The organism is Sphingomonas sp. NFR15 (assembly GCF_900103265.1).
GTDB classification, from domain to species: Bacteria; Pseudomonadota; Alphaproteobacteria; order Sphingomonadales; family Sphingomonadaceae; genus Sphingomonas; species Sphingomonas pollutisoli.
Genome location: NZ_FMWX01000008.1, coordinates 67127 through 90624 on the forward strand (window position 1 = coordinate 67127; position 23498 = coordinate 90624).

The following is a 23498-nucleotide window of genomic DNA, read 5'->3' on the forward strand; positions in this document are numbered from 1 at the left end:
GCAGACATTCGCGCTTCAGGCGTGATGGCCGATCAGGACCGCGCCTGCAGCGACGACGACGCAGGCCACGACCCTATAGCCAGTCAGCCGCTCGCCCAGGAAGAAGCGGCCGATTAGAGCGGCGAAGACGACGCTCGTCTCGCGCAGCGCCGACACAGAGCCCATTGGCCCCAACGCCATGGCAGCGATGACGATGCCGTATGCCAGGAGGGACACGACACCGCCAACTGCCGCCATTGTCGTTTCACGGGTGCCCCGGACAAGATCGCGTGGACCGCGCGCAACCCAATACAGCGCCGGCGCGAGGATGCCCCACCCCAGGCACATCCACACGGTATAGCCCACCGCCGTTCCCGACAGGCGTACGCCGATGCCGTCGGTTACGCTGTATGCGCCGATGAAGCAGCCGGTTCCGATCGCATAAGGCAGGCTATCGAGCCCGAACCGCCGCCCCTGGAACGCCAGCGAGGTGATGCCGAGCGACACCAGCAACACGCCCAGCATGCTGACCATATCGGGCAGCTCGCCCGCAAACACCGCCGCACCGAGCGTCACCAACAGCGGCGAGGAGCCGCGCGCGATCGGATAGGTCTGACCGAGGTCGCCGCTCCGGTAGGTGCGCACCAGGAACAGGTTGTAACCGACGTGGAGCAGCGCCGAGAGCAGCGCGCAGCCCCAACTCGCCCGCGCGGGCACCGGCGCAAACGGCGCGATGCATGCACAGGCAATCGCGATCGCTATGCACATAACGGTCATCGACCAGAACCGGTCGCTTCCGGCGCGCAGCAGCGCATTCCAGCTCGCGTGGAGCACGGCCGCCAGCAAGACGATCAGGCTGATCCCCAACGACATGCAGCTCTCGCTAGCTGATGGATGGGCCAGCCCGAAGCCTCATCACGACCTTGTGCGCGTAATGAACGGGCATTTCGGTGCCCAGGTCGACCGAATAGCCAGCTTCAGGCCCCGATCTGCCAGGTGATCCCGTGCGGTTTCAGCGCGTCCAGGAATTCTGTGGGGTCGAAAGCGAGCGACGGTGGGACCGCGCCAACCGGCGCGGCGCGGGCACCAAGGCGGACTGCGGCCTCGACCGCGATCACGGCGGTCGAGCCATAGGCGTCGCCTCCTGTCACATGGCCCCGCGCCGTCGTGCCGTCCGCTGCTCGCGCCTCGGCAATCATGGTGAAGCGGGTCGCGCGCCGCTCGTCTTCCGGCGGTCCAAACGGCGCCGCGGCGATTACCTCGTCGGTCAATGACGCCGCTCCTGCGGCGAGATCTGCGTTCATAGTGGCATCGATGGTCCTGGCTCTCACATGTCGCTGGATGGAGACGACCTCCGGCCCCGGCAGCGCCCAGGAGGGTTGCTCGCCGTCTCCGGGAAAGTCGGCCGGCTCGCGGGCACCCGCGTCGGTCTCGCGCCACTCGCCATCCTGCCAAGCCAGCGGCGGCGATGCCGCCATCTCGCGGAACGCGAGCATCGTTCCTCGCGAAAGGCCGGCATCAAACAGGCCATGATTTACGCGGAGAGTGTCCACCTCAGAAAGGCGGGCGGCGACGAGACCGGCGATCAGGTCGCCCGGAATGCCGTCGTCGGTCGCGGCTGGCACAAGGCTGACGCCAGCCGCCGCAGCTTTGGCACCAAACTCGTCGTACACGCGTCGTACCCAGCGCTGCTCGCCGGCTGTATCGATATAATGGCACCCAGCGGCGATCGCCGCCTCCACAACCGGCGCGCCGAACCTGGTGAATGGAGCAACGCAGCTGATAACCACATCGCAGCCGCGGAGCGCGTCGACCAGCGATGACGGGTCGTTCAGGCTGACGGCTCTTACGTCTTGTGCCCCGGCTATCGCAGACAGCGCCTTCTCGTCGCGGCCGATCAGGCGGGTATCGACCCCGCGGCGAAACAACTCTGCCGCTACGAGTCGACCAGTATATCCGGTCGCGCCGAAAACTGCTGCCTTCATGATACGTCTGCTCACTGTCGTTGGTACGACCGCGAGTTGGTCTGAGCGTCACCTTTCCACAATTGCCCGTGCGGGATAACATCAATCCACCAGTGGATTAATGCTGAAGCTCCAACGCTGCCTCCGGCAGGCTTGAGGATGCAGAGCCGGTTCCTCTGACTCGATCGTTGTTTCCCCGCCGCCGCACACTCTCCAACGCCGACCTGACCTTTTGGGTGTTGCGCAGGCGATGCGGAAAAACGGCGTGAACCGAGGAAGCAACAGGCTTCCAGCCAACTATGTCGATGGAAACCAGGCTATCGTCGATCAACGCCTCCGGCAGCAATCCGACGCCTCGCCCAAGGCCCACTGCATTCGCAACGAGCCAGGGATCATTCGATGCCGATGCAAGCTTCGTCGGGGTAATCTGGCGCTCTTCCCCGTCCTCGGAAACGAAGCACCAGTTCGTGATCGGAAGGATTATCGCGCAATCATGCGCAAGCAGCTGCTCGGGATCCGAAAGACGCTGAAGCTCGGGCTTTTGACGAAGCAACTCAGCTGAAGCAACAAGCTGGAATGGTACGTCATAAAGCTTGATGGATACGAGGCTTCGTTGTTTTGGAGGTCCGAGCTGGATGGCCAAATCGACGCCGTCTGCGACAAAGTCGGCGTCATTGCTATTCATTGTAAGTTTGAGCTGGAGGTCCGGCCGCTCCCGACCAAAATCCGACACCCAGGCGCGGAACTGGTCGGGGCAGATGTAGGGCGAGACGGCTATCGACAATGAATCGCTTGCACCAGACGCCGCCGTGGCGATTTCGTCGAGTGCCGCCCGGACCTGCGCGACCGGCGGAGCACAGGCTTCGACCAGGCGCTGCCCAGCGAGCGTCAAACTGAGCGATCGCGTCGTTCGTCGGAGCAACAGGGTGCCGAGCTCGTTCTCCAGCGCCGCCACCCTCCGGCTTACCGAGCTTTGCGGCATCCCGAGCCGCCGCGCGGCCCCGACGAAGCTCTCGAATTCCGCCACAGCCAAAAAAACCGCGACGTCGTCCAGCGCTACAGCCTCTGTCATACGTGTGCCTCGTGCCTGTGTCCGCCCCAGGCATTTGCCTCAGGGACGGGCGTCGCCGGCGCCTACCTCGTACGGCATATCTGCGGTGCGAGCGCCGCTTCCTACTTAGGATGTCGATCCCGCATGTCGAGGCTGACGTTCAAGGCACCATACGGGCGCATAAGCCACCAATATGCAACGACCGAAACCGCCTTTATCTGAGCGCCCCGGCAAGGCAGTAGCGTAGCTGAGCTACGACAGCATGAACGACGATAGGCTCGGTTGCTCGGCCTTCCTGCCGCTCGCGATCCACTCCCGTTTCGCGCGGAGATAGTCGAGCAGCTGCACCAGGTCCGCAGCTTTCTTCTCCAGCCGGGCGATTTGGATGTCCAGAATGGACGCTTCCTGGCTGGCCGTGCCGCCGCTCCGCAGATCCGCGAGCAGCGCCGATATCTCTTTCAGGCTCAGCCCCAAAGACTGCGCGAAGCGTATCGTTCGGGCGATCGAGACATCGTGCGGCCGGAAGATCTGCCATGGGCTGCGGCCGCCCTTTGATCCCGTTTGCGGCGCCAGCAGTCCCTTGCGGACATAAAATCGGACGGTGTCCTGGCTGAGGCCTGCTTCCTTAGCGAACTCTCCAATCAGCATGCGACCTCCTCGGTTGACCATGGACCTAGGTCCAGGTTTATAGGCGTGGCTCCTCTCAAAAAGGAGCGCTTATGTCTGAAGTTCTCGCTCGTCGTATGGCGTCGGAAAACGTCGCCGATTCCATCGTCGCTGTGGTGACGGGAGCCTCGGGTGGCCTTGGGAAAGAGATTGTTCGCGGGTTGCTGGCCGATGGGGTGACCGTGATTGCGGGGGTTCGCAGTCTCGACAAAGGCGAGGCCCTCCGAGCGGAACTGTCGGGGATCCCGGGGCCAGGCCGCATCGACATCGTGCCGCTCGATATTTCCGATATGCGCTCCGTCCGCGCGTTTGCCGCAACTGTCGCCGAGCAGCATCCGACCTTGCAGATCCTGATCAACAACGCAGGGGCTTGGTTCAACGAGCGAGGGGAAACCGGGGAAGGGCGCGAGCTCACGCTCGCCACGAACGTGCTCGGACCCTATCTGCTGACGAAGCTTCTATTACCGCAACTTCGCGCTTCGACCCGGGCGCGCATCGTCAACACCGTCTCGGCCGCAGTCGGCGACTACGATGTCACCGATCTTGAATGGCGCAACCGCCGCTATGGCGGCTTCAAAGCCTATCGGCAGTCGAAGCAGGCGCTGCAGATGGTAACCGAAAGCTTGGCCCTGACGCTGGCTGGCTCAGGGGTGGTGGCCAACGCCGTGTCTCCAGGTTTCGTGAGAACCACGTTCCTAAAGGAGGCAAAGGGCCTGGTCGCCGCGGCCCTGCGTGCGACTTCCTTCCTGGCCGTGTCGCCGGCGGAAGGTGCGGCCACGCCGTTGTGGGTCGCCTTGTCGCCCGACCTGGCCGATGTCAGTGGCCGGCTTTACGAGAACCGCAAGGAAAAGGCGGTGCTGTCGTTCGATCGCGCCAATCTGGAGCGGCTGACGGCCCGCCTCGATGAACTCAGCGGCTTGAAGTAGACGTGGAGATCGCCGCAATCATCTCGCTCGCCGCCTGTGTCGCCCGGTCCTGCATTTCCTCTTCCGTCGCGGCGGGGAGCCCCAGCAGGCCGCGATAGCTATCCAGGCCGACCAGCCGATCGAAGAATGCCGCGCTGATCCGGTGCCGCTGCACAGCGCTCAAGTCCCTCGTTTCCGGCCGATCGGACAGGAAATCGAGCAGCGCCTGCTCGTGCGTCCCGATCAATCCGCGATAGGCCATCTCCCCGAGCTGCGGAAAGCGGCGCATCTCGGTCATGACGACACGCAGGAGGCTCGTCGTCTCCGCGCCGCTCAGCCGGTTCTGGAACATGACCCCAACGAACGCCAAGATCTCGGCGAGCGATTTTTGAAGGACGCCATCGAGGCGGGCGCGCTCGTCCTGGTCCTCGGGATGGCAAGCGCTCTCGATCACGGCCGCGAACAGGTCGTCCTTGCCTTCTGCGTGACGGTAGAGCGTCATGATCGAAACGCCCGCGTCTTGGGCGATCCCCTCCATGCTAGCCCCGGCAAAGCCGTCGCGCAGGAACGCCTTCCTCGCGGCCTCGACGATCGCGGCACGCTTGCGCGCCATCAGCTTCGCCTTGGGGTTATCTGGCAACCAGTCCTTCACGTGCCGTTGACTCCATACGATAACCGTGATTATCGCACGACATGAAACGATAATGACCCTTATCGTGAGACGCGAGGATTGGGTATGGCAAACTCGGTGAATGGCAAGCTTCCGCTGTTGCAACGGATGCGCCGCCGGCCGGTTCGCAGCCTGCTGATAGTCGCGGCGATCCTTATCGTCATCGCGGGGGCTTGCCTGACTTGGTCCTTCGCCCCCGCGCGGCTCGATCTTCCGAGCGTCGAGGTCGGCGCGTTACCGCCCGCGTCTCCACCGCCTGGCATGTCGATCAGCGCGCTTCCGACGGGCACATACGAGACACCCGCCGCACTTGCTTTCCGCGGTGGTTCCTGGAGTGACAAGCGAGCTTTCGCAGCAACGGGCATTCTCGTTCGACACCCGAAGGGCGATCTGTTGATCGATACCGGCTTCGGCAAGAACGTGGATCGGCAACTCGCGCTGCTTCCCTCCTATCAGCGATCCGAGCACCATCGGGGCGTCCCGATCGCGCAGCAATTGACGGCGGCGCGCATGCCGCTCCGCGATATTGCCGCGATCATCCCCACGCATTCGCACTGGGATCATATCAGCGGCGGGGACGATCTGCGCGGCATACCGGTTATGGAGACGGCCGCCGGGCGCGCGTTCATCGCATCGAAGGCGAAAGGCACAGAGGTCCTCAACAGCCTCGGCGACATACACTACCAGCAATATGCCTTCGATGGCGGCGCCTATCTGGGCTTCCCGAAAAGCCACGACGTGTACGGTGATGGTGCCATCGTGATCGTGCCGGCGCCGGGGCATACGCCGGACTCGGTCGTCGTCTTCGTCACCTTGCCGTCAGGCAAGCGCTACGCCTTCCTTGGCGATCTGGTGTGGCAGACCGAGGGCCTGAGCATCCCCGCCGAAAAGCCGTGGCTCCTGCGCCGCCTGATCGGCGAGGATTACGACGAGACCCGTCTCGATCTTGCACGTATCCGCGCCGCCACCGCGCGCTATCCGCAGATCGCTGCTGTTCCGGCGCATGATGGCCGGGCGTTCCGCGCGATCGCTACCTACCCCGGTGAGACGCGGTGATATGCGAGGCACTATGGACGTTGAAAAGAAGATTCTGATCTGCGGCGCCGGCATCGCGGGCCCGGCGTGCGCTTACTGGCTGGATAAATACGGTTATGCGGTTGTGCTCGTTGAGCGGGCAAAGGGTTTTCGCGACGGCGGCCAGAACGTCGACATCAAAGGCGCCGGTCAGCAGGTCATCAAGCGGATGGGCCTCGACAAGGAGATCGAGGCCAGGGACACACTGGAACAGGGTCAGAGGTATGTGGACGATGCCGGCAACCTGATCGCGACGTTCCCCAAGGGCTCCGTCGGCACCCTGACGAGCGACTTCGAGATCCTGCGCGGCGATTTCGCGCGCGTGCTGTTCGACGCGACCAAAGCGGACTGCGAATATCGGTTCGGCACGTTCGTCACATATCTCGATGACGGCGATGCCGGCATGTCCGTGACCTTCAACGACGGCACGACCGAGGACTTCGAACTGGTGATCTGCGCAGAGGGCATCAGCTCCGCGACCCGGGCCAAGGTCTTGGCCGAGGAGACCGGCTTTCGCTACCTCGGCGCCTACATGTCGTTCTTCAAGATTCCGCGACGGCCTGAGGACGACAATTGGGCGATCTCCGTCAATGGTGCAGGCGGCACGTTCATCACGCTGCGGCCGGGCAACGATCACGAGACCACCGTTCTCGTGACCTTCCTCAAAAAAGATCACAGGATCGAGGAAGACAGTCCCGCGGTTCGACGCCAAATGCTGGTGGAGGCGTTGAAGGGGCGAGGCACTATCGCTGATCGCATCCTCGCCGAGCTTGATGCGGTCGGTGATTTCTATTTTGGGCCCATGAGCCAGGTCCGGGCTTCCACCTGGTCCAAAGGTCGGTTCGTGACGATCGGCGACGCGGCGCACTGCCCGACCCCCTTTACCGGAGCAGGAACGGCGCTGGCGCTGGTTGGCGCTTACGTACTGGCCGGCGAGATCAGCAAAGGCGATAGTTTCGCCGAGGCGTTTGCTGCGTATGAACGCCGGGTTCGCCCCTATGCCGAGGCAACGCAGAACCAGCTCAGCCAAAGCTTCATCCGTTTGCTTCATGCCAAAACCTGGTTTGGCATAACGCTCACGCATCTGGCGCAGCGGTTTTTCGCGAGCTCGCCGGTGCAAAAGCTCCTGAGACCGAGCGACGCTAAGCGGCAACAAGCTGTCATGGACGATTTCGATCTGCCTGACTATTCGTGACATTTCCAAACAGGCCATGCTCGACCGGTTAAAATCGGGCCGCAATCCAGCAATGCCTGCAGCGCGTTTGAATGAGCTACGGTGCAGTTCCCGCCGGAACGATAATGGCTGCCGCCATTATGCACTCACTTCACGCAGCCTAGCGAAACCAAGCGGCCCAGCTTTTAAGAGCCGTAATAGAGTCCCTCCGACTCGGGCATATTACTTTTCGGTCGGCCAGCACTGTCCTCTCCTCCGTGTCACCCCGCCCGGTCAGCTTCAGAGGCAATTCGAGTCAGACCATCGATGATCATCGCTGCAGTGTAAGGCTTCTGGACATTAACCGTGCGCGGGTCGGTAGTGCGACGCTGATCATCTGGCTTCGCAGTGAGCACCGCTGGCATGTCGGAATATTGTGTCCGGATTTCGGAAAGCAAAGTGAGGCCATCCTTGTCCGGGAGATCGCCATCGATGATGATCGCATCGAAGCGCCCCCGCGCGGCTCGCAAGAGCCCAAGTGCCTCCTTCGACCAACTTAACTAAGCCTCTGAGAGGCTCGAGATTACATGACGGAGATTTGCCAAATCGGGCCCGCGACAGCGATCGAAATCGGACGTTTTGGCCGGTCTTACAAATCATGGCTCTCGATGCAGAGTCAGCATGACGCATTGAAATCCTTACCCTATATCTCCGGCATGGTTTCACGCCCGCAGACCGCGAAAACAGCAGCGCATCCCGCGGACGCGATGGCGCGTGGGGCCTCACTGCAAGACAACGGTGATACGCGCCGGCAATCAAATATTCTCGACGCCAGCGAACGTCTCGTCGCAGCGCATTCTCTTCAAGCTGTGGTAGATGTCCTGCGTGACACCGCGCGGGCGGCTGTAGGCGCCGAGGGCATCGCCATCGCCCTCAAAGAAGGCGACCGCTGCTCCTACGTCGCTGAGGATGCCGTCGCTCCCCTCTGGCAGGGGCAGAGCTTCCCGGCCGACGAATGCGTATCGGGCTGGGCGATGCGAGAGCGGCGGACCGTTGCAATCGGCGATGTACGCCTGGATGCCCGAGTGCCTCAGCAAGCCTACGCCGCAACCTTCGTGCGCAGCCTCATCATGGTCCCGATCGGACGGCCCGAGCCGGTCGCCGCGCTTGGTGCTTACTGGTCCGAACCGGTCGAACATGACCGCAATACGATTGAGCGGTTGGAAAGTCTGGGTCGGCTCGCAACCATCGCAATCGAGAATGCACGACTTGCCCAAGCCCGCGACCGCGCGGAAGCAGAGTTACGCGCGAGCGAGGCCCGCTATCGCCAAATTGTCGAAGGTGCGGAGGATTTCGGTATTGTCACGCTTGACGTGACCGGGGTCATCACCGGCTGGAACAGCGGCGCTGAACATCTAATCGGCTACCCTGAAGCTGAAGCCATCGGGCGGTCAGGGGGCTTATTCTTTACTCCCGAAGACCAAGCTGAGCATCTGCCGGAGCAGGAGATGGCACGGGCGTCCAGCGACGGGCGCGCGGTCAACGAGCGCTGGCACGTCCGCAAAGATGGCACTCGCTTCTGGGGATCTGGGCTGACCATGCCGCTTGCGGACGGCGCAGGAGGTTACGTCAAAATTTTTCGCGATCGCACGAGCGAGCACAACGCTGACGCGGCGATCCGCGCCAGTGAGGCACGGCTTCGTTTTTTCAGCGCGCTGGAAGAGCGCCTGTTCGCAGCGGCAGATGCCGAAGGCGCCATGCAGGCAGCAACGCGACTGCTCGGTGAAAAGCTCGACGCGTCACGTTGTGCCTATGCCGACGTCGAAGCGGACAACGATCGTTTTTGGATCCGCAGCGATCATTCAGCTCCGGGAATCGCGAGTTCGATCGGATCCTATAGTCTCGACCTGTTCGGCCCGCGCGCCGCGTCCGACATGCGGACGGGGCAGGCGCTGATCGTTCGTGACGTGTCTGCCGAGCTCGGATCTGGCGAAGGCCGGGAAATGTTCGAAGCGATCGGCATCGCCGCGATCATCTGCTGCCCGCTCGTCAAGGACGGTAGACTGGCGGCGATGATGGCGATCCACCAAGATCGCGCGCGAGATTGGACCGCGGACGAGATCTCCCTTGTGAAGGAGGTCGCGGAACGCTGCTGGGCGCATGTCGAGCGGGTCGGAGCGGAAGCCCGGCTGCGCGAGAGCGAGGAACGCCTTCGTCTGGCGGTAGAAAACGCCGAAGTCGGCTTTTGGGACGTCGATGTCATCCATGACATCCTGACATGGCCGCCCCGAACAAAGGCAATGTTCGGGATATCCGCCGACGTTCCGGTTACTATGGATGACTTCTACAACGGCCTGCATCCCGATGATCGGGATGCGACAGCAGCTGCCTATCATGCAGCTGCCGATCCAAACCAGCGCGCCCTATATGATGTCGAATATCGCACGATCGGCCGTGAAGATGGCGTCGAGCGATGGGTAGCGGCGAAGGGCCGTGGCGTGTTCGACGAGACCGGACGCTGCCTGCGCATCGCTGGCACCGCGCTCGATGTCACCGAGCGCAAAGCCGCGGAGGTCCGCCGAGCTGCGCTGATCGAGCTGACCAATGCCATCCGTGACCTCCAGGACCCTGTCGACATCGGCTATTCAGCGGCCGCGATTCTCGGTCGAACCCTTGGCAGTACGAGGGTCGGGTACGGTGCAGTCGATCATGATACGGATACGTTGTATGTCGATCGCGACTGGGTCGCTCCGGGCGTCGAAACGCTCGCGGGTGCGACGCCGTTGCGCGATTATGGATCGTTTATCGACAGTCTCAAGCTCGGTGAATTCACGGTCATCGAGGATACCCGCCTCGATCCTCGTACTGCGGGACCAGCTGCCGATGCGCTGCAGAGCAAGAGCACCCGATCATTCGTCAACGCCCCGGTCCTTGAGCACGGAAGGCTTGTTTCCGTTTTCTTCGTCAATCATCCGGAGCCACGTAATTGGAACGAGGGCGACCTTAGCCTGATAAGGGATTTCGCGGACCGGATCCGAACGGCTGTCGAGCGTGCACGAGGAGAAGAGGCGCTGCGTGTCAGCGAAGCGAGGCTTCGCGAGATGAACGAGACGCTCGAGGCCTTGGTCGAGGCGCGGTCGGCGGAACGAGACCGATTGTGGAATCTTTCCCAGGATATGCTCGCCCGCGCGGATTACAGCGGGATGATGTCGGCCATCAGTCCGGCCTGGACCCAGGTTCTAGGGTGGAGCGAGCGCGAGTTGCTGTCGCGTGGCTATGAAACATTCATGCACCCGGATGACGCTCCAGCCACGCTTCTGGCGATCGCGGAAATGTCTGATACGAGGCGGCCGACGCGGTTTGAAAACCGTATCAGCACCAAGGACGGCGGCTGGAGATATATCGAGTGGACCGTCGCTCCTGAGCCCGACGGTATCAACTTCATCGCCGTTGGCCGAGACCTCAGCTTCGCCAAGGCACGCGAGGCGGAACTCGAACAAGCGCGGGAAGCGCTGCGACAGAGTCAGAAGATGGAAGCGATGGGTAGCCTGACTGGCGGGGTCGCACACGACTTCAACAATCTGCTGACGCCGATCATCGGCTCGCTCGATATGCTGGTACGCAAGGGGATCGGCAGCGAACGTGAGCGGCGGCTGATCGACGGTGCATTGCAATCTGCGGAGCGGGCCAAGACGCTCGTACAGCGGCTGCTTGCCTTCGCCCGTAGGCAGCCCCTGCAGCCCACGGCAGTCGACATCTCGCGTCTGGTTGAAAGCATGGCCGCTCTCCTGACTTCGACGCTGGGACCGACGATCGACATCCGCCTTGATCTAGCGGCCGGCTTGCCGCCGGCGAATGCAGACGCGAACCAGCTCGAAATGGCTTTGCTGAACCTGGCGGTTAATGCGCGAGACGCGATGCCGGACGGTGGAGAACTCACTATCACGGCCCGGCGCGACAGCGTGCGCACTGCTCATCCGGCCGGTCTAAAGCCGGGCCACTATGTGCGGCTGTGCGTCGGCGACACCGGGTCCGGCATGGACGAGGCGACCTTGAAGCGTGCCGCCGAGCCATTCTTTTCAACCAAGGGCATTGGTAAGGGCACCGGTCTTGGCCTGTCGATGGTACACGGCCTGGCCGCTCAGCTTGGCGGCGGGCTTGCCATCGAAAGCACCCTTGGCAGTGGCACAGTCATCGAACTCTGGCTTCCAATTAGTACGACCGCCATCGAAGGTGAGGACCAAGAACGTAGCACAGCAATCGTTCCCAACGGACGCGGCGTAGCGCTTCTCGTCGACGACGAGGAGTTGGTCCGCATGAGTACCGCCGACATGCTGGCCGACCTTGGGTACGAGGTGGCCGAAGCCAACTCGGCCGAGGAAGCGCTGTCACTGCTTCGGACTGGCCTGAAGCCGGATGTCGTCGTTACCGACCATCTCATGCCGGGGATGAGCGGAGCACAATTGGCGCGCGAGCTGAAGAAGGAGCGGCCTCGGTTGCCGGTGTTGATCGTGTCAGGGTATGCGGAGGCGGAAGGGGTCGATATCGACGTTGCCCGACTAACCAAGCCCTTCCGCAACTCCGAGCTTGCGGCAAGTCTCGCGGATTTGATGCCCCCGGCCGCGGAGGCTGCACATCTGCAAGAGGGATGCCGCTGAATCATTAGTCGGCATTCGGTACATCGGACTGATCGATCTGGATCGAATAACGTGAACTTTTGGCGGCGGATACCGACCAGAGTCCGTCGTTCGCCAGTTGGGGTCTAAACGGCAGCTTCTGACCCAACCTGCCATTCGCCCAGTGTGAAGCCACTTGGCAGTTACGCGCCCCATTGCCGGCCGTTCGACCAAGCCACTGACTCAATCAAAAGCAGCCGTTAGACCAGCTTGGTCGGCGGACGGCGCTAATGGAAATCTCAACCGTCCGCCGACCAGAGATGAGATGAGGGATGATGGGTCTTCAGGACCTGATAAACGCGAGCAAGTCAGGATTGAGGACATCCTTAAGCTCAAACATGAGCCCTGGATCCTGGTGCTCGGCGAGACTTCTCTTACAGCCACAGCCGCATCGAGCTAACCCGGCAGCTTGTCGGCCAAAACATCGGCCTTGCGGATCTGGGGCGTGGCGGCCAGCAATTCTTCCGCATTCTCCATGAGTGCGGCAGCCACCTTTCCGGAGAGATGGGCCTCCCGACCGGCATCATCATCGAACGCATCGAAGATCGCGAACGTGCTTTGATCGAAGCGAACGGCGAACCAGCTTATCGTGCCCGGTTCGGCATCGACCAAGCTCTTCGCGCTTGCCAGGAAAGCCGCAACCGCGTCTTCCTTCCCGGGCTTTGCTTTGAGCTCCACGCAAAGGGATAAGGCCGTCATGGTGTCCTCCTGTGCACCCCCCGGCTGAACGCCTGTATATACCTGTTTGAAGCGAATCCCTCGCGGATTATCTGCGGCAGAGTGAAACCCACGACGGGTTGCGGGCAGCCTGCAGCGCCCGTGCGACAATGTTGACGTTAGGCTCCGGCCAAGCGAAGCAGTTGCCGCCTACGCAGCGACAGCACGACTACACTCAGCGCCAGCAGCACCAGCGCGGGGGCGGGGTTGCCGCCGATCACCACGAGGTGCGTGAAGACTGCCCCCACCATGATGGCGGAGAGCAGCGACGCGCCCCGGGCGGCGGTGCGCGGCACTAGCACCAGCACGGCGCCCGATATCTCCAGCGCGCCGGTCAGAAGCCGGAACCACTGACCGATGCCGATATGATCGAAGATCGCGACCATCGGCGGCGCGCCGGCGAGCTTCGCGCCGCCAGCCGCGACGAAGGCTGTCCCAAGCAGGATGCGGACGATCCAGTCCGCGATAGGGGCGCCCTTGCCGGGCCCAGTGCGGGCGTTCCCGGCCATGTCAGAGCCGGAGCCAGCCGCCGTCGACCACAAGGGTCTGGCCGGTGACGAAACGGGCATCGTCGCTGGTGAGGAAGGCGACCGGGCCGGCGATGTCGGCGGGCGTGCCGAGGCGCTTGATCGCCTGCTGCATGTAGACCTGCGCCTTCTGCTCGTTCGGCATGCCGCTCGCTCCTTCCGTATCGGTGATGCCGGGATGGACGGCGTTGACGATGATGTTGTCGGGGGCGAGTTCGCTGGCGAGCGCACGCACCAGGCCAACCACGCCCATCTTCGACGTAATGTAGTGCGAGAAGCCGAAGCCGGGCGGCGTCACCATGCCGACCGCGTCGGAGCCGATCGCGACGATCGATCCTCCGCCCGCTATCCGCATCAGCGGCACGATGGCGCGGGCGCCGAGAAGATGCGAGTCGAGGTTCAGCGCCATCACGCCGCGCCATGCTTCGGGCGTCATCTCGGCAAGCGAGGCCATCGGATAGGCGCCAGCGGCGTGGACGAGGATGTCGGCGCGACCGAAGCGTTCCTCGACCTCGGTCGCGACGCGGGTCCAGTCCGCCTCGCTGGTCACATCGGCCGCGATCGCGATCGCACCGTTGCCGATCGCTGCCGCGGCTTCAGCGGCAACGCTGCGGTTGACGATCACGACCGTGGCGCCGCGTTCGCCAAGCAGCTTGGCGACGCCGTGGCCGATACCCTGCCGACCACCGGTGACGATGGCGATCTTGTCGTGATGCGTGTTCAAGCGTTTTCTCCTTGGGGTTGGTGGGCGAGAGCGCGCAGGCGTGGTTCGCCGATGAGGTCCAGCATGTCGTGGTGCTGCGGCGACCAGCCGAGTTCGGTCCGGGTGCGGGGATCGCGCGTGCGGCTGCACGCGGAAAGCAGCAGCGCGCCGAACGGGCCGAACACCTTGCCCGCTTCGTCCATCGAGAGGCTGCGTGTCGGCACGCCAAGGTCATGGGCGACCGCTTCCGCGATCCAGCGATAGGGGATCTCGCCGCCGACGGCGTGGTAGAGCGCGCCGGCATGTCCGCGTTCCAGCACCAGCTCGAACAGGCGTGCGAGATCGGCGCTGTGGACGTTGGAATAGGCTGCGAGCCCGGAACCGACATAGCAGGCAGCCCCGGTCGCCGCGACCGAGCGATAGGTCTCCGCGACAGGGCCATCATCGCCCGGCCCCCAGATTACCGGCGGGCGGACAATGATCGCGCGCACGCCATAGCCGGCGGCGGCTCGCACGATGCCCTCGGCTTCGACGCGCGCGGCGGCGAGCGGCTCGGGGGTAAAGGGATCGTCCTCAGCGAATACGTCGGGACTCCACGCACCCGCCGTACGCTGGAGGAACACGCCACTGCCGGACAGGAAGACGAAGGTTTTCCCCGATCCGGCAAGCCTCTCGCAGAGTGTCCGGACAATTGCCGGCTCGCGCTCGAACGCCACCTGAGCGGCGTAGATCGTGGCGTCAGCTTCGAGTGCCGTCGCGACAACCTGGTCCATCCGGGCGTCGAGATCGGCCACAACTGGCGTGATGCCATTACTCGACAGCTTGGCGGCGGCTTCGTTCGACCGTGCAAGGCCCGAAACATAATGGCCGGCACCTGCGAGATGTCGGATGAGCCGACCGCCGACATAGCCGGTCGCACCTATGACGAAGACGCTGGACATGGCGAACACCTTTCGCCCTCCAGATCGTATGGCCGTCCTCTCCGAGATAGCCTATATCTCTAGATGTAATCCATCGTTGGGACCGATACATGCTCGACGGCGTCTCTCTCGATCAACTTCGCACTTTCATTGCTGCGGTCGACCAAGGCAGCTTCTCGGCCGCCGGGCGTTCCCTCCGCCGCGCACAGTCTGTCGTCAGCCAGACGATCGGCAACCTGGAAGGCCAGCTCGGCGTAGCGCTGTTCGAGCGCGTGGGCCGCTACCCACAACTGACCAAGGAGGGCAGCAACCTCATTGCCGACGCGCGGCGCATTGTGACTGGCGCCGACGGCTTGAAGGCGAAGGCGCGCAGCTTCGTGTCGGGGTTGGAGCCCGAACTCTCGGTAGTCGTAGACGTGATGTTCCCGCAGGCCTGCCTGACGCACGCGCTGGCAAGCTTCAAGCAACACTTTCCCTCCACCCCGCTGCGGCTCGACGTGGAAGCGCTGGGAGCGGTGGCGCAGATGGTGATCGAGGGACGATGTAGTCTTGGCATAACCGGTACCCTACCGTTTCCGCCGCCGACACTGACCACCGAGCGTCTGTTCAGCGAGCGCATGGTGACCGTCGTCGCGCCCGGCTCGCCTTTATCCGGGAGAAAGGGACCGGTCGCGCTGAAGGATTTGCTGGACGAAACCCAGTTGGTGCTCAGCGACCGTTCGACCCTCACGGACGGCACGGACTACGGCGTTCAGAGCCAGAATACGTGGCGATTGGCGGATCTCGGCGCCAAGCACGCCTTCCTGCTCGCCGGGCTCGGTTGGGGGCACATGCCGCACTGGCTTGTCGCTGAAGACCTGGAGACGGGCCGGCTGGAGAGTATAGAGCTTGAAGGTCCGGCCGCCGGAGTCATGCCGTTCCAGGCTGTCTATCCAACTAGCCAATTGCTTGGCCGCGCAGGTCGGTGGCTGGTTGAGAGGTTGACCCAGCAGACCGCCGGATAAGCTGCGCGTTCTGGATTTCAGTCGTTTTGGAGCCGGCTTCTGTCATGATGAGCGGCGGCTATTCGCGCGGCGGGGCCTAATAGTTGCTGGGCAGGAACACCAACAAGCTCGGACCCGTCGTGGCCTCGCGCGAGGGCTCGAACCGCCACGTCCACCGCCGTCCAGCTTTTCCACGAATTGAAGCATGCTAATTGCTCCCCATGGCGGCTTCGCAAGTCTATGTTTGAGCGCGAAATCAATCGCCTAGCTGCCCTGCGATCAAGCTCTTCTGCGGACAAATGCCGGATGATTGCACGGTTGCATCAAGGAAGCGGCGTGGACGAAGGCTGAGAGAACTCTCGGAAGAGTCCCTCGACACTGTCGCTGACGATATCCTTGATGCCCGTCGGGTTGGTGTAGGGAAACCGCGCTTTGATCCGCCGGACAGTCGCTGCCTTTGCGGCATCGGTGAAACCCCCGCGCGCAATCTCCTCGGCGGCGATCGCGCGGCAAGTCCTTAGATACAGCCGCTCGTCATCGAACATTGGCTCCTTTGGACCCGACGCGCCGTGCCCCGGATGCACAATGGTGACATTGGGGTACATCGCCTCGATCCGGTCCAGAATGCCGAGCCACGACCCGGTATGGGCTTCTCTGAGCGGACCATGGAGTCGGTTGAGGATGGCGTCGCCGGGGAACATCTCTCGCGTCGAGGGCAGGTAGTAGGCTGTCGTCGCAGGAGCCTCGCCAGCGCCCAATTCGCGCGCGACGATCGTCAGTCCATCGATTTGCAAGGTCGTGTCGCCGTCGAAGGTGATGCCTGGGACCACGAAGTCGCGCGGCGTTATGTCGGGCGCATCCGCCTGCGTACCGGCATTCGCACCATAGGTGTCGTAGCGGATCGCATCGGCTGTCGCCCTGGACGAATAGACGGGAACGCCCGGGAAGGCCTGCCGGAACAGGCCAAGCCCGGTGTAATGGTCGGGATGGGCGTGAGTGATAAGGATCGCACGCACGGGTTTTCCCACCGCCTTGACGGCCGCCAGCGCCTGCGCAGCGTGGACGAGATCGCGCTGAACGTCGATGACGACGAGGCCGCCGCCGGGCGTCTCAATCCAATAGGTGTTGACGGTTCCGGTCCCGGCGTAGGTCCAGACACCGGTCTTGGCCGGCGCCGCCGTCTGAATTGACGAGCGGTCTTGTGCTATTGCGGGCGCACATGTCGCCACGGTCGTCATGGCCAGGAAAGCTATCCATCTTGAGCGCATCGGTTGATCCTTGTCCGTGAGTGAAGTGCGTGATGAAAGACACGAGCGTCTGAGCGATCTGACCCTCGCTCGTGCAGCGCTCGTGCATGGGGGTGCTGCGATCGCGAGCATCGCCAGAAACGTCGGGTATGCGTCGCTAAGCGCCTTCGCTTTTCGCAACGCTCCGCCAGCCTATGTTCGCTCTTACTAAGCTTCACATGCTGCGGCGTGACGACCGGTCAGAAATATCGCGCCAGCGTCACGGTTTTCTCCTGACCATCCGCTAACCGCAGTCGGACAGTTCGACCAACTGGTCCGTCTTGCCACGTACCGTTCTGCCCGCCGGCGCTGCGACCGTCGACGGCGACTATGACGTTCCCAACTGCCACACCGGCGATCGCTGACGGCGATCCCGGCGCCACGTAGAGGACTTTCGAGCCCGAGGGCCCAGCCTGCAGCGTCAAACCGCCGTGGTTCACGCGGAATGGCGTGGTCACGTCCACTGGAGGCGCGAACAAAACGCGGTGATGAGGGAAATCCACGACAAGATGAAAGGGGCTGAGGACGCCCATGCCGATATTGCCATCCAGGTCCCCGGAACGCGCGGCCAGCGACGATTGCCGATCTTCGAGACGGGACGGCAGTTCCTCAAACGTCGCACCGCCGAGAGCGATCGTGCGGAGCATGGTCACCTTCTGGACGCTCATCCCGCCGACACCACCCGCAAAGGTCGTCGATGTCCGCCGATTGTCGTCGAAACCGGGCTGCTCCCAGAAGCCGGGAAAAAGGTCCACTGCGCCTGCATTGCCCAAATCAAACAGGAGCTTCGCGGCGCGCCCCTCGACGAGTACGGAGATCGCTTGGTTCTCGCCGGCGGGAGTCAACGCAACCGCGCGAGCATTCGGGGCAGCCCGGTAAGATGAAGGATTGTGAAAGGCGATCCTGCGGTTCTTGAAGTCGATCTCGACAACTGCGTCCCTGAACAACTCGCCGCCCAGAACCATCGGCAGAGGATGGCCAACCTGTTTCTCGACCGCCGACAGATCGATCGCCACCGCATCGCCGCCGGTCCAACTGAGGTCGCCCAGCTTCACCGTGACGCCTTGGATCACACCATATGGGGTGGAGCCACCCGCACCCTGCCCTGTCAGATCACCCTTCGCACTGAGTCCGAGGCTGGCAGCAAAGCGCCGATCAAGCACGGTGGAGGACGCGCCGCTGTCGAGCATGGCGAGCACTGACCGCCCGTTGACCGTCGTCCGGACGAAAATCCGGGTGCCGGCAACATATTCGAATGGAAGCCATCCGCTCGACGTCTTGCCCCGAGCAAAGGTCAGTGGCGACGCGGTTGCCGCGCCGATCGCGACGGGCGAGCGCTCCGGCGCGTCCGCGCGCGCTTCTGTGGCCACCAGGGCCGCGATCGAAGCAACGACGAGCTGGGCTGGTTTGAAATTCATCGCGGTGATCCCTCCACGGGGCGCAGAGTACGGGCGGCCGCGTCAGCGGTATCTTCTGGACGGGTGTTGAACGCGATCGTCGCGTCGGGGGCTGCCCTGTGGACGGCGTTGACTACCATCTCGAAAAACTCGAGGCCCTTCGGGGGGAGCCGAAGGCCGCCGCCGATCACGACGCAATCATAAGGCGCGTTCTTGAGCTGGCTCTCCAGCATGGTGAGTCCGGCATCGTCAGGCGTGATCATGCAGGTATCGCCGTCCCAGCCGCGCTCGTGAATCTTCGCGACCGCCACGGCGATGCCGGCGTTGATCTTTTCCGCATTGAATCCAGGCGGCAGCGAAGGCTCCGCGAAGTCCACGGTTTCGGGCTTCTGGCCAACGAACAGGATGCGAGTCATCGAAATTTCCCTTCCAAATTGAGTTCGGAAACGTGTCCAAGGCTTATCCGCGCAGATTAAGACCCAGGAAGGTCGCGACGATATCGAGCGCTTCGGCAGCAGCCTTCAGCAGCGCGAGGTTTGCCGGGAACACATGGACCATGCCCTGCCAGACATGCAGGTCGGCGGTCGAACCGGCAGCCAAGATGCTGGCGGCCATGCGCCGCGCGTCATCGAGCAGGATCTCATCCTCGCCGACATGCAGCATGACCGGAGGCAGGCTGCTAAGGTCACCGTATAAAGGCGACGCTCGGGCATCTTTCGGATCGTTGTTTCCGAGATAGGTGATGCGTGCCTGCTCCAGCGCACCATGGGTGAGCAAAGGATCATGCCCGGAACGCGCCGTCATGCTTTCGCCGGTCAAGGCAAGATCGGCCCAGGGGGAAATGACGGCAGCGGCAACCGGCTTCGGCACCGAGCGGTTGCGTGCGGCGTCGGTCATTCGCGCGGCGGTGACCAGCGCCAGCCCGCCCCCCGCCGAATCGCCGACGATCGCGATCCGGGATATGCCGGCAGCCACCAGCCCGCGATAAGCCGCCTCCGCGTCTTCGACCGCCGCCGGGAATGGCCGTTCTGGGGCGAGGCCATAGGCAGGAATGAACGCATCGGCCTTGGCGCGTAGCGCTATCTGACCGACGAAATTTCGATAGGCCTGAGCCGAGCCGACGACATATGCGCCGCCGTGAAGATACAGGATCGCGGCGCCCGGCATCGCCTCCGGGGTGCGACACCACCAGCCGGGAATGCCGCCGACCTCGGCCGCTTCGTAGGTGACGGTGTCGGCCTGCGGGGTTTTGCCCATCATGTCATCGAACGCGGCGCGGCCATTGGGGCCGAGATCGGCTGCGGGCTGGAGCGCGATCATCGCGCGCATCGCCACCATCGCGGCGCGATCCAGCAAATGCTCCTTATGGTAGATCTCGGTCATCACGATCGTCCTTTCGGGCTCATGGGCAAAGTTGCGACCCGCCGGCCGAAACCGGCGGGCATACTGGTCAGTCCCGTGACCAACCGGCGGCGGCTGCTTCGGCGAAGTCGCGATAGGAGCGCGGCGCATGGCCGAGCAGTGCCGTGAGGCGAACCAGATCTTCGTCCGTCGCGATGGCTCCGTCTTCCTGGTAGCGGCGCATCATCAGCTTCATGTCATAGGCGAGCCAGGCCGCACCGAAACCCTTGAGGCGCTGCTCCAACCCCTCCAGGTCATCGCCGGCATAGGCGATGGGGCGTCCGAGGATCTCGCTCCACAGTGTCGCGAGGGCATCTCCGGTGAGGGCATCGGGGCCGACCAGTTCGTAGATCTCGCGGGGAAGCGGCGCGCCTGCCTGCTCGCGGCGGAGCAACTCCTTGGCGGCCGCCTCGCCGATGTCCCGGACATCGACCATCGAAATGCCCTTGGCGCCGACCGGCATGCCATAAACGCCGCCACCAAGCAGCGCGTCCTTCTGCCGCATGTCGTTCTGGATGAAATAGGCAGGCCGCAGGATCGTCGCGGGCAGGTCATAGGCATCGATCATGCGCTCGACAGTCATCTTGCTCGCAAAATGGGGAACGTCGGCATAGGCCTCGCCCTTGAACACCGAGAGGTAGACGATCCCTTTCACGCCGGCTTCGCGCGCCGCGTTGAGCGCGAGCATCGCCTGGGTCAGTTCGTCGGGCGCGTTGGGGGCGAGCAGGAACAGCGTACTGACCCCGTGCAGTGCAGCGCGGAAGCTGTCGATGTCGGCGAGGTCGCCCTTCACCGGAGTGACTCCTGCAGGCAGATTAGCCTTCTCTGGCGAGCGCGTCAGTGCGCGGATCTCGGCGCCATGGCCGTCGAGGAAGCTGAGCACCTGGGTGCCGATCGTACCGGTGCTGCCAGTGACCAAAATCGTCATGACGTATCTCCTTGATCGCATTGAAGCGGCTCGTGGTCGCTGGAGACTATTTAACTGTTCCGAAAATCTACAGGAGATGGCAGTACTGAGACACATTGTCTCGAATATGGATCACCCATGGATCTTCCGGCGCTTGTCGATTTCAATCTGGTGGCCACGCATGGCGGGTTCGGGCGAGCAAGCCGCGCCAGCGGCCGGCCGAAGGCGACGCTCTCGCGTAAGGTCGCGGAGCTGGAGGCAAGCCTGGGCGTGCGGCTGATCGAGCGGGGGTCGAACACATTGCGGCTGACGGAAGAGGGGCGCGCGTTGCACGAGCGCACGCTCGGTCCACTCGGCGAGATCATCGAGGCCGAGCAGGCAGTGGCGAGCGGCGGATCGGTGCCGTCGGGCAAACTTCGCGTGAGCGCGCCGATCGTCCTGGCGCATGTGCTCCTGCCCAAGCTCGCCACCCGGTTCATCGCCACCTACCCGCAGGTCGATCTCGAAATAGTCGCCGAAGACCGCAAGGTCGATCCGGTCGAGGACAATTACGATTGCGTGATACGGATCGATCCCAGCCCGGAGGAGCGGCTCGTCGGGCGTCGTATTCTCCATGACGAACGGGTGCTGATCGCTCGGCCGGACTTGCCGGTGAGTCTCGTGGCGGAGCAGGACGCCGTAGGCGCGCTGGTGCCCGCAGTCGGTCGCGCCGGAGTGCCCAAGGATAACGTGTGGCGCATCAAGACGAAGGCCGGAACACGGATTCTGCGTCCGGATCTGAGGCTGCGCTTCTCGTCGTTCCTGATGGTGCGCGATGCCGTTATCGCTGGGGCAGGCGTCGCGCTCGTGCCGAAACTGATGGTCGCGGACGATATCACCGGGGGCCGGCTTGTCTCGTGGGGTACGCATGATGGCCCGATCGTCGAGATCTGGGCACTCCAAAACTCGCGCCGTCTGTCGAGTTCGAAGGTCCGAGCTTTCCTGCAGGCGCTGGCGGCGATCGACCAAAATCGGTCAGCTGACCGCGCACGTCGATTGTCCGGTTCTGACGAAAACTGACCACGCGCATTTCTGAGCGTGCTAACCCTATTCCAAATAGCTTTCACCGCTCATGGATCGTTGTTGCGCAAAGGCGTTTCACCAGCACCAATCCATTTTTGTCGACCTTTAGGGGCGCCCGCGTCCGGATGGTGGCCTTGGGTCAAGCCGGACGATTTCAGCTATTTGCAGACGACAGCGTTTTGTTGAAGCGCAGCGATCGCAGACGCGGCAACGTCCGTCGTCAGAAGCAGGGCGAGCGAAAGGAGGTTTGAGTTGAGTAGCACCTAGTTTTCTAGACGCCTCGGGTCCTAATTTTGAGGACAGGAGGCGACGATGGGGAAACCCAATTTCAGCGATGAGTTCAAGCGTGACGCGGTGATGCCGATCACGGAGCGGGGTTACCCGGTAGCGGAGGTTTCGCAGCACCTCGGCGTCAGCCCACACTCGCTGTATGCGTGGAAGAAGCAGTTTGCGAAGGTGGCGTCGGGCGACGCCAATAAGGACGCCGAGATCCGCCAGTTGAAGCGCGAGTTGGCTCGGGTGACCGAGGAGCGCGACATCTTAAAAAAAGCCACCGCGTATTTCGCCAGGGATGCCAAGTGAGATACGCCTTTGTCGCGGAGCATCAGAACCAGTTTGGCGTCCGCGCGATGTGCCGGTGCCTGGCGATCCAGCCCAGCGGTTTCTATGCCTGGCGCAAAGCGCCGATGAGCCGGCGAGCGCAAGAAGATGCTCGGCAGATTGCATTGATCCGGCAGGCCTGGAGCGACAGCGGCAAGATCTATGGGTATCGAAAGTTGCACGACGATCTGCTCGATCAGGGCGAGACCTGTTGTCCTAATCGCGTTGCCCGCCTGACCAACCTGGCAGGCATCAAGGCGCAGATCGGCTACAAGCGGCGTCCAGGCAGTTCAGGAGGAAGGCCTTCGGCCGTTGCTGCCAACACGTTGGATCGGCAGTTCGACGTGCCGCAGGCTAATCGCGCCTGGGTGACGGACATCACGTATATCCGCACGATGGAGGGCTTCGCCTATCTGGCGGTCGTGCTCGATCTGTACTCCCGTCGCGTGGTGGGATGGTCGTTGCAAAGCCGTCATACAACCGATGTGGTTTTGCAGGCGCTGCACATGGCAGTCTGGCGGCGTAAGCCGAAGTGTCGGGTGCTGATCCATTCGGACCAGGGATCGCAGTTCACGAGCATGGACTGGGCTGCCTTCATCCGCGCTCACAATCTTGAGCACTCGATGAGCCGACGCGGCAACTGCCACGACAATGCCGTGGCCGAGAGCTTCTCCTCCTCGCTCAAGCGTGAGCGCATCCGGCGTCGGACCTATAAAACCCGCGACGAAGCCCGGCAGGACGTGTTCGATTACATCGAGATGTTCTACAACCCGGTCCGCAAGCATGTCAGGAACGGGATGCTGTCGCCCGTCGAGTTCGAACGGCAGCAGGCTTTGATGGCTCAAGGCGTCTAGAAA

The 23498-nt window shown here is 63.0% G+C and carries 22 protein-coding genes; 7 read left to right on the forward strand and 15 right to left on the reverse strand.

All coding sequences use genetic code 11. The features are described from left to right. Positions 1-15 precede the first annotated feature (15 nt). The 4 genes from BLS81_RS16780 to BLS81_RS16795 form a co-directional block, all read right to left on the reverse strand. Complete coding sequence (locus BLS81_RS16780; protein WP_093225603.1) at positions 16-852, reverse strand: DMT family transporter; 837 nt, start codon at positions 850-852, stop codon at positions 16-18. A gap of 104 nt (positions 853-956) precedes the next feature. Further along, positions 957-1964 (reverse strand): saccharopine dehydrogenase family protein, encoded by a 1008-nt coding sequence (locus BLS81_RS16785; protein ID WP_093225604.1) that lies wholly within the window; start codon positions 1962-1964, stop codon positions 957-959. A 97-nt stretch (positions 1965-2061) separates the two neighbouring features. Next, on the reverse strand, positions 2062-3015 hold the full coding sequence (locus BLS81_RS16790; protein ID WP_093225606.1) for a LysR family transcriptional regulator: 954 nt from the start codon (positions 3013-3015) through the stop codon (positions 2062-2064). Positions 3016-3246: 231 nt separating this feature from the next. Continuing rightward, the gene (locus tag BLS81_RS16795; protein ID WP_093225608.1) at positions 3247-3642 is read right to left on the reverse strand and encodes a helix-turn-helix domain-containing protein; all 396 of its coding nucleotides are present in this window, start codon (positions 3640-3642) and stop codon (positions 3247-3249) included. 71 nt (positions 3643-3713) lie between these two features. On the opposite strand from BLS81_RS16795, the gene BLS81_RS16800 reads away from it, so the two are divergent. After that, the gene (locus tag BLS81_RS16800; RefSeq protein ID WP_093225609.1) at positions 3714-4586 is read left to right on the forward strand and encodes an SDR family NAD(P)-dependent oxidoreductase; all 873 of its coding nucleotides are present in this window, start codon (positions 3714-3716) and stop codon (positions 4584-4586) included. Here the strand turns inward: BLS81_RS16800 and BLS81_RS16805 are convergent. Further along, on the reverse strand, positions 4570-5217 hold the full coding sequence (locus tag BLS81_RS16805; protein WP_093225611.1) for a TetR/AcrR family transcriptional regulator: 648 nt from the start codon (positions 5215-5217) through the stop codon (positions 4570-4572). The two genes, BLS81_RS16800 and BLS81_RS16805, sit on opposite strands and share 17 nt — an antisense overlap. A 279-nt stretch (positions 5218-5496) precedes the next feature. On the opposite strand from BLS81_RS16805, the gene BLS81_RS16810 reads away from it, so the two are divergent. After that, a complete protein-coding gene (locus BLS81_RS16810; RefSeq protein ID WP_176787217.1) occupies positions 5497-6291 on the forward strand; it encodes an MBL fold metallo-hydrolase in 795 nt (264 codons plus the stop codon). Positions 6292-6304: 13 nt separating this feature from the next. Further along, the gene (locus tag BLS81_RS16815; RefSeq protein ID WP_176787218.1) at positions 6305-7504 is read left to right on the forward strand and encodes an FAD-dependent monooxygenase; all 1200 of its coding nucleotides are present in this window, start codon (positions 6305-6307) and stop codon (positions 7502-7504) included. Positions 7505-7743: 239 nt separating this feature from the next. Here BLS81_RS16815 and BLS81_RS16820 read toward each other — a convergent pair whose 3' ends face one another. After that, on the reverse strand, positions 7744-7992 hold the full coding sequence (locus tag BLS81_RS16820; RefSeq protein WP_093225615.1) for a response regulator: 249 nt from the start codon (positions 7990-7992) through the stop codon (positions 7744-7746). 186 nt (positions 7993-8178) lie between these two features. Here BLS81_RS16820 and BLS81_RS21170 point away from each other — a divergent pair, with 186 nt between their 5' ends. Continuing rightward, positions 8179-12120 (forward strand): PAS domain S-box protein, encoded by a 3942-nt coding sequence (locus BLS81_RS21170; protein ID WP_256326305.1) that lies wholly within the window; start codon positions 8179-8181, stop codon positions 12118-12120. A gap of 414 nt (positions 12121-12534) precedes the next feature. Here BLS81_RS21170 and BLS81_RS16830 read toward each other — a convergent pair whose 3' ends face one another. From BLS81_RS16830 to BLS81_RS16845, 4 genes are all read right to left on the reverse strand, one after another. Continuing rightward, positions 12535-12837 carry a putative quinol monooxygenase gene (locus tag BLS81_RS16830; RefSeq protein WP_093225618.1) on the reverse strand — a complete coding sequence of 101 codons (303 nt, stop codon included), beginning with the start codon at positions 12835-12837 and terminating at the stop codon, positions 12535-12537. A gap of 137 nt (positions 12838-12974) precedes the next feature. Next, positions 12975-13364 (reverse strand): DoxX family protein, encoded by a 390-nt coding sequence (locus BLS81_RS16835; RefSeq protein ID WP_093225620.1) that lies wholly within the window; start codon positions 13362-13364, stop codon positions 12975-12977. 1 nt (position 13365) lies between these two features. Further along, the gene (locus BLS81_RS16840) at positions 13366-14106 is read right to left on the reverse strand and encodes an SDR family NAD(P)-dependent oxidoreductase (RefSeq protein ID WP_093225621.1); all 741 of its coding nucleotides are present in this window, start codon (positions 14104-14106) and stop codon (positions 13366-13368) included. Then, positions 14103-15026: an NAD-dependent epimerase/dehydratase family protein gene (locus BLS81_RS16845; protein ID WP_093225809.1), complete on the reverse strand. Its 924-nt coding sequence runs from the start codon at positions 15024-15026 to the stop codon at positions 14103-14105. The genes BLS81_RS16840 and BLS81_RS16845 overlap by 4 nt, the downstream gene beginning before the upstream one ends. Positions 15027-15115: 89 nt before the next feature. On the opposite strand from BLS81_RS16845, the gene BLS81_RS16850 reads away from it, so the two are divergent. Then, the gene (locus BLS81_RS16850; protein ID WP_093225622.1) at positions 15116-16009 is read left to right on the forward strand and encodes a LysR family transcriptional regulator; all 894 of its coding nucleotides are present in this window, start codon (positions 15116-15118) and stop codon (positions 16007-16009) included. A 302-nt stretch (positions 16010-16311) separates the two neighbouring features. On the opposite strand, the gene BLS81_RS16855 is transcribed toward BLS81_RS16850, so the two are convergent. The 5 genes from BLS81_RS16855 to BLS81_RS16875 all read right to left on the reverse strand — a co-directional run bounded on the left by BLS81_RS16855 (position 16312) and on the right by BLS81_RS16875 (position 21021). Continuing rightward, the gene (locus tag BLS81_RS16855; protein WP_256326306.1) at positions 16312-17256 is read right to left on the reverse strand and encodes an MBL fold metallo-hydrolase; all 945 of its coding nucleotides are present in this window, start codon (positions 17254-17256) and stop codon (positions 16312-16314) included. A 218-nt stretch (positions 17257-17474) separates the two neighbouring features. Further along, the gene (locus BLS81_RS16860; protein ID WP_093225624.1) at positions 17475-18692 is read right to left on the reverse strand and encodes a retropepsin-like aspartic protease; all 1218 of its coding nucleotides are present in this window, start codon (positions 18690-18692) and stop codon (positions 17475-17477) included. Continuing rightward, entirely contained in the window at positions 18689-19087 is a 399-nt protein-coding gene (locus BLS81_RS16865; protein ID WP_093225626.1) for a hypothetical protein, read from the reverse strand. Before BLS81_RS16865 ends, BLS81_RS16860 begins: the two co-directional genes overlap by 4 nt. Positions 19088-19130: 43 nt before the next feature. Beyond that, positions 19131-20054: an alpha/beta hydrolase gene (locus BLS81_RS16870; protein WP_093225627.1), complete on the reverse strand. Its 924-nt coding sequence runs from the start codon at positions 20052-20054 to the stop codon at positions 19131-19133. Between the two features lie 67 nt (positions 20055-20121). Then, a complete protein-coding gene (locus tag BLS81_RS16875) occupies positions 20122-21021 on the reverse strand; it encodes an SDR family oxidoreductase (RefSeq protein WP_371128301.1) in 900 nt (299 codons plus the stop codon). Positions 21022-21117: 96 nt separating this feature from the next. Here BLS81_RS16875 and BLS81_RS16880 point away from each other — a divergent pair, with 96 nt between their 5' ends. Together BLS81_RS16880 and BLS81_RS16885 are read left to right on the forward strand one after the other, a co-directional pair. After that, a complete protein-coding gene (locus BLS81_RS16880) occupies positions 21118-22038 on the forward strand; it encodes a LysR family transcriptional regulator (RefSeq protein WP_093225630.1) in 921 nt (306 codons plus the stop codon). Between the two features lie 315 nt (positions 22039-22353). After that, positions 22354-23495 (forward strand): IS3 family transposase gene (locus BLS81_RS16885; protein WP_093225632.1). Its coding sequence is split into 2 segments (ribosomal slippage): positions 22354-22594 and positions 22594-23495, totalling 1143 coding nucleotides; the frame shifts between segments, so codons are not numbered across the junction. The last annotated feature ends 3 nt before the right edge of the window (positions 23496-23498 follow it).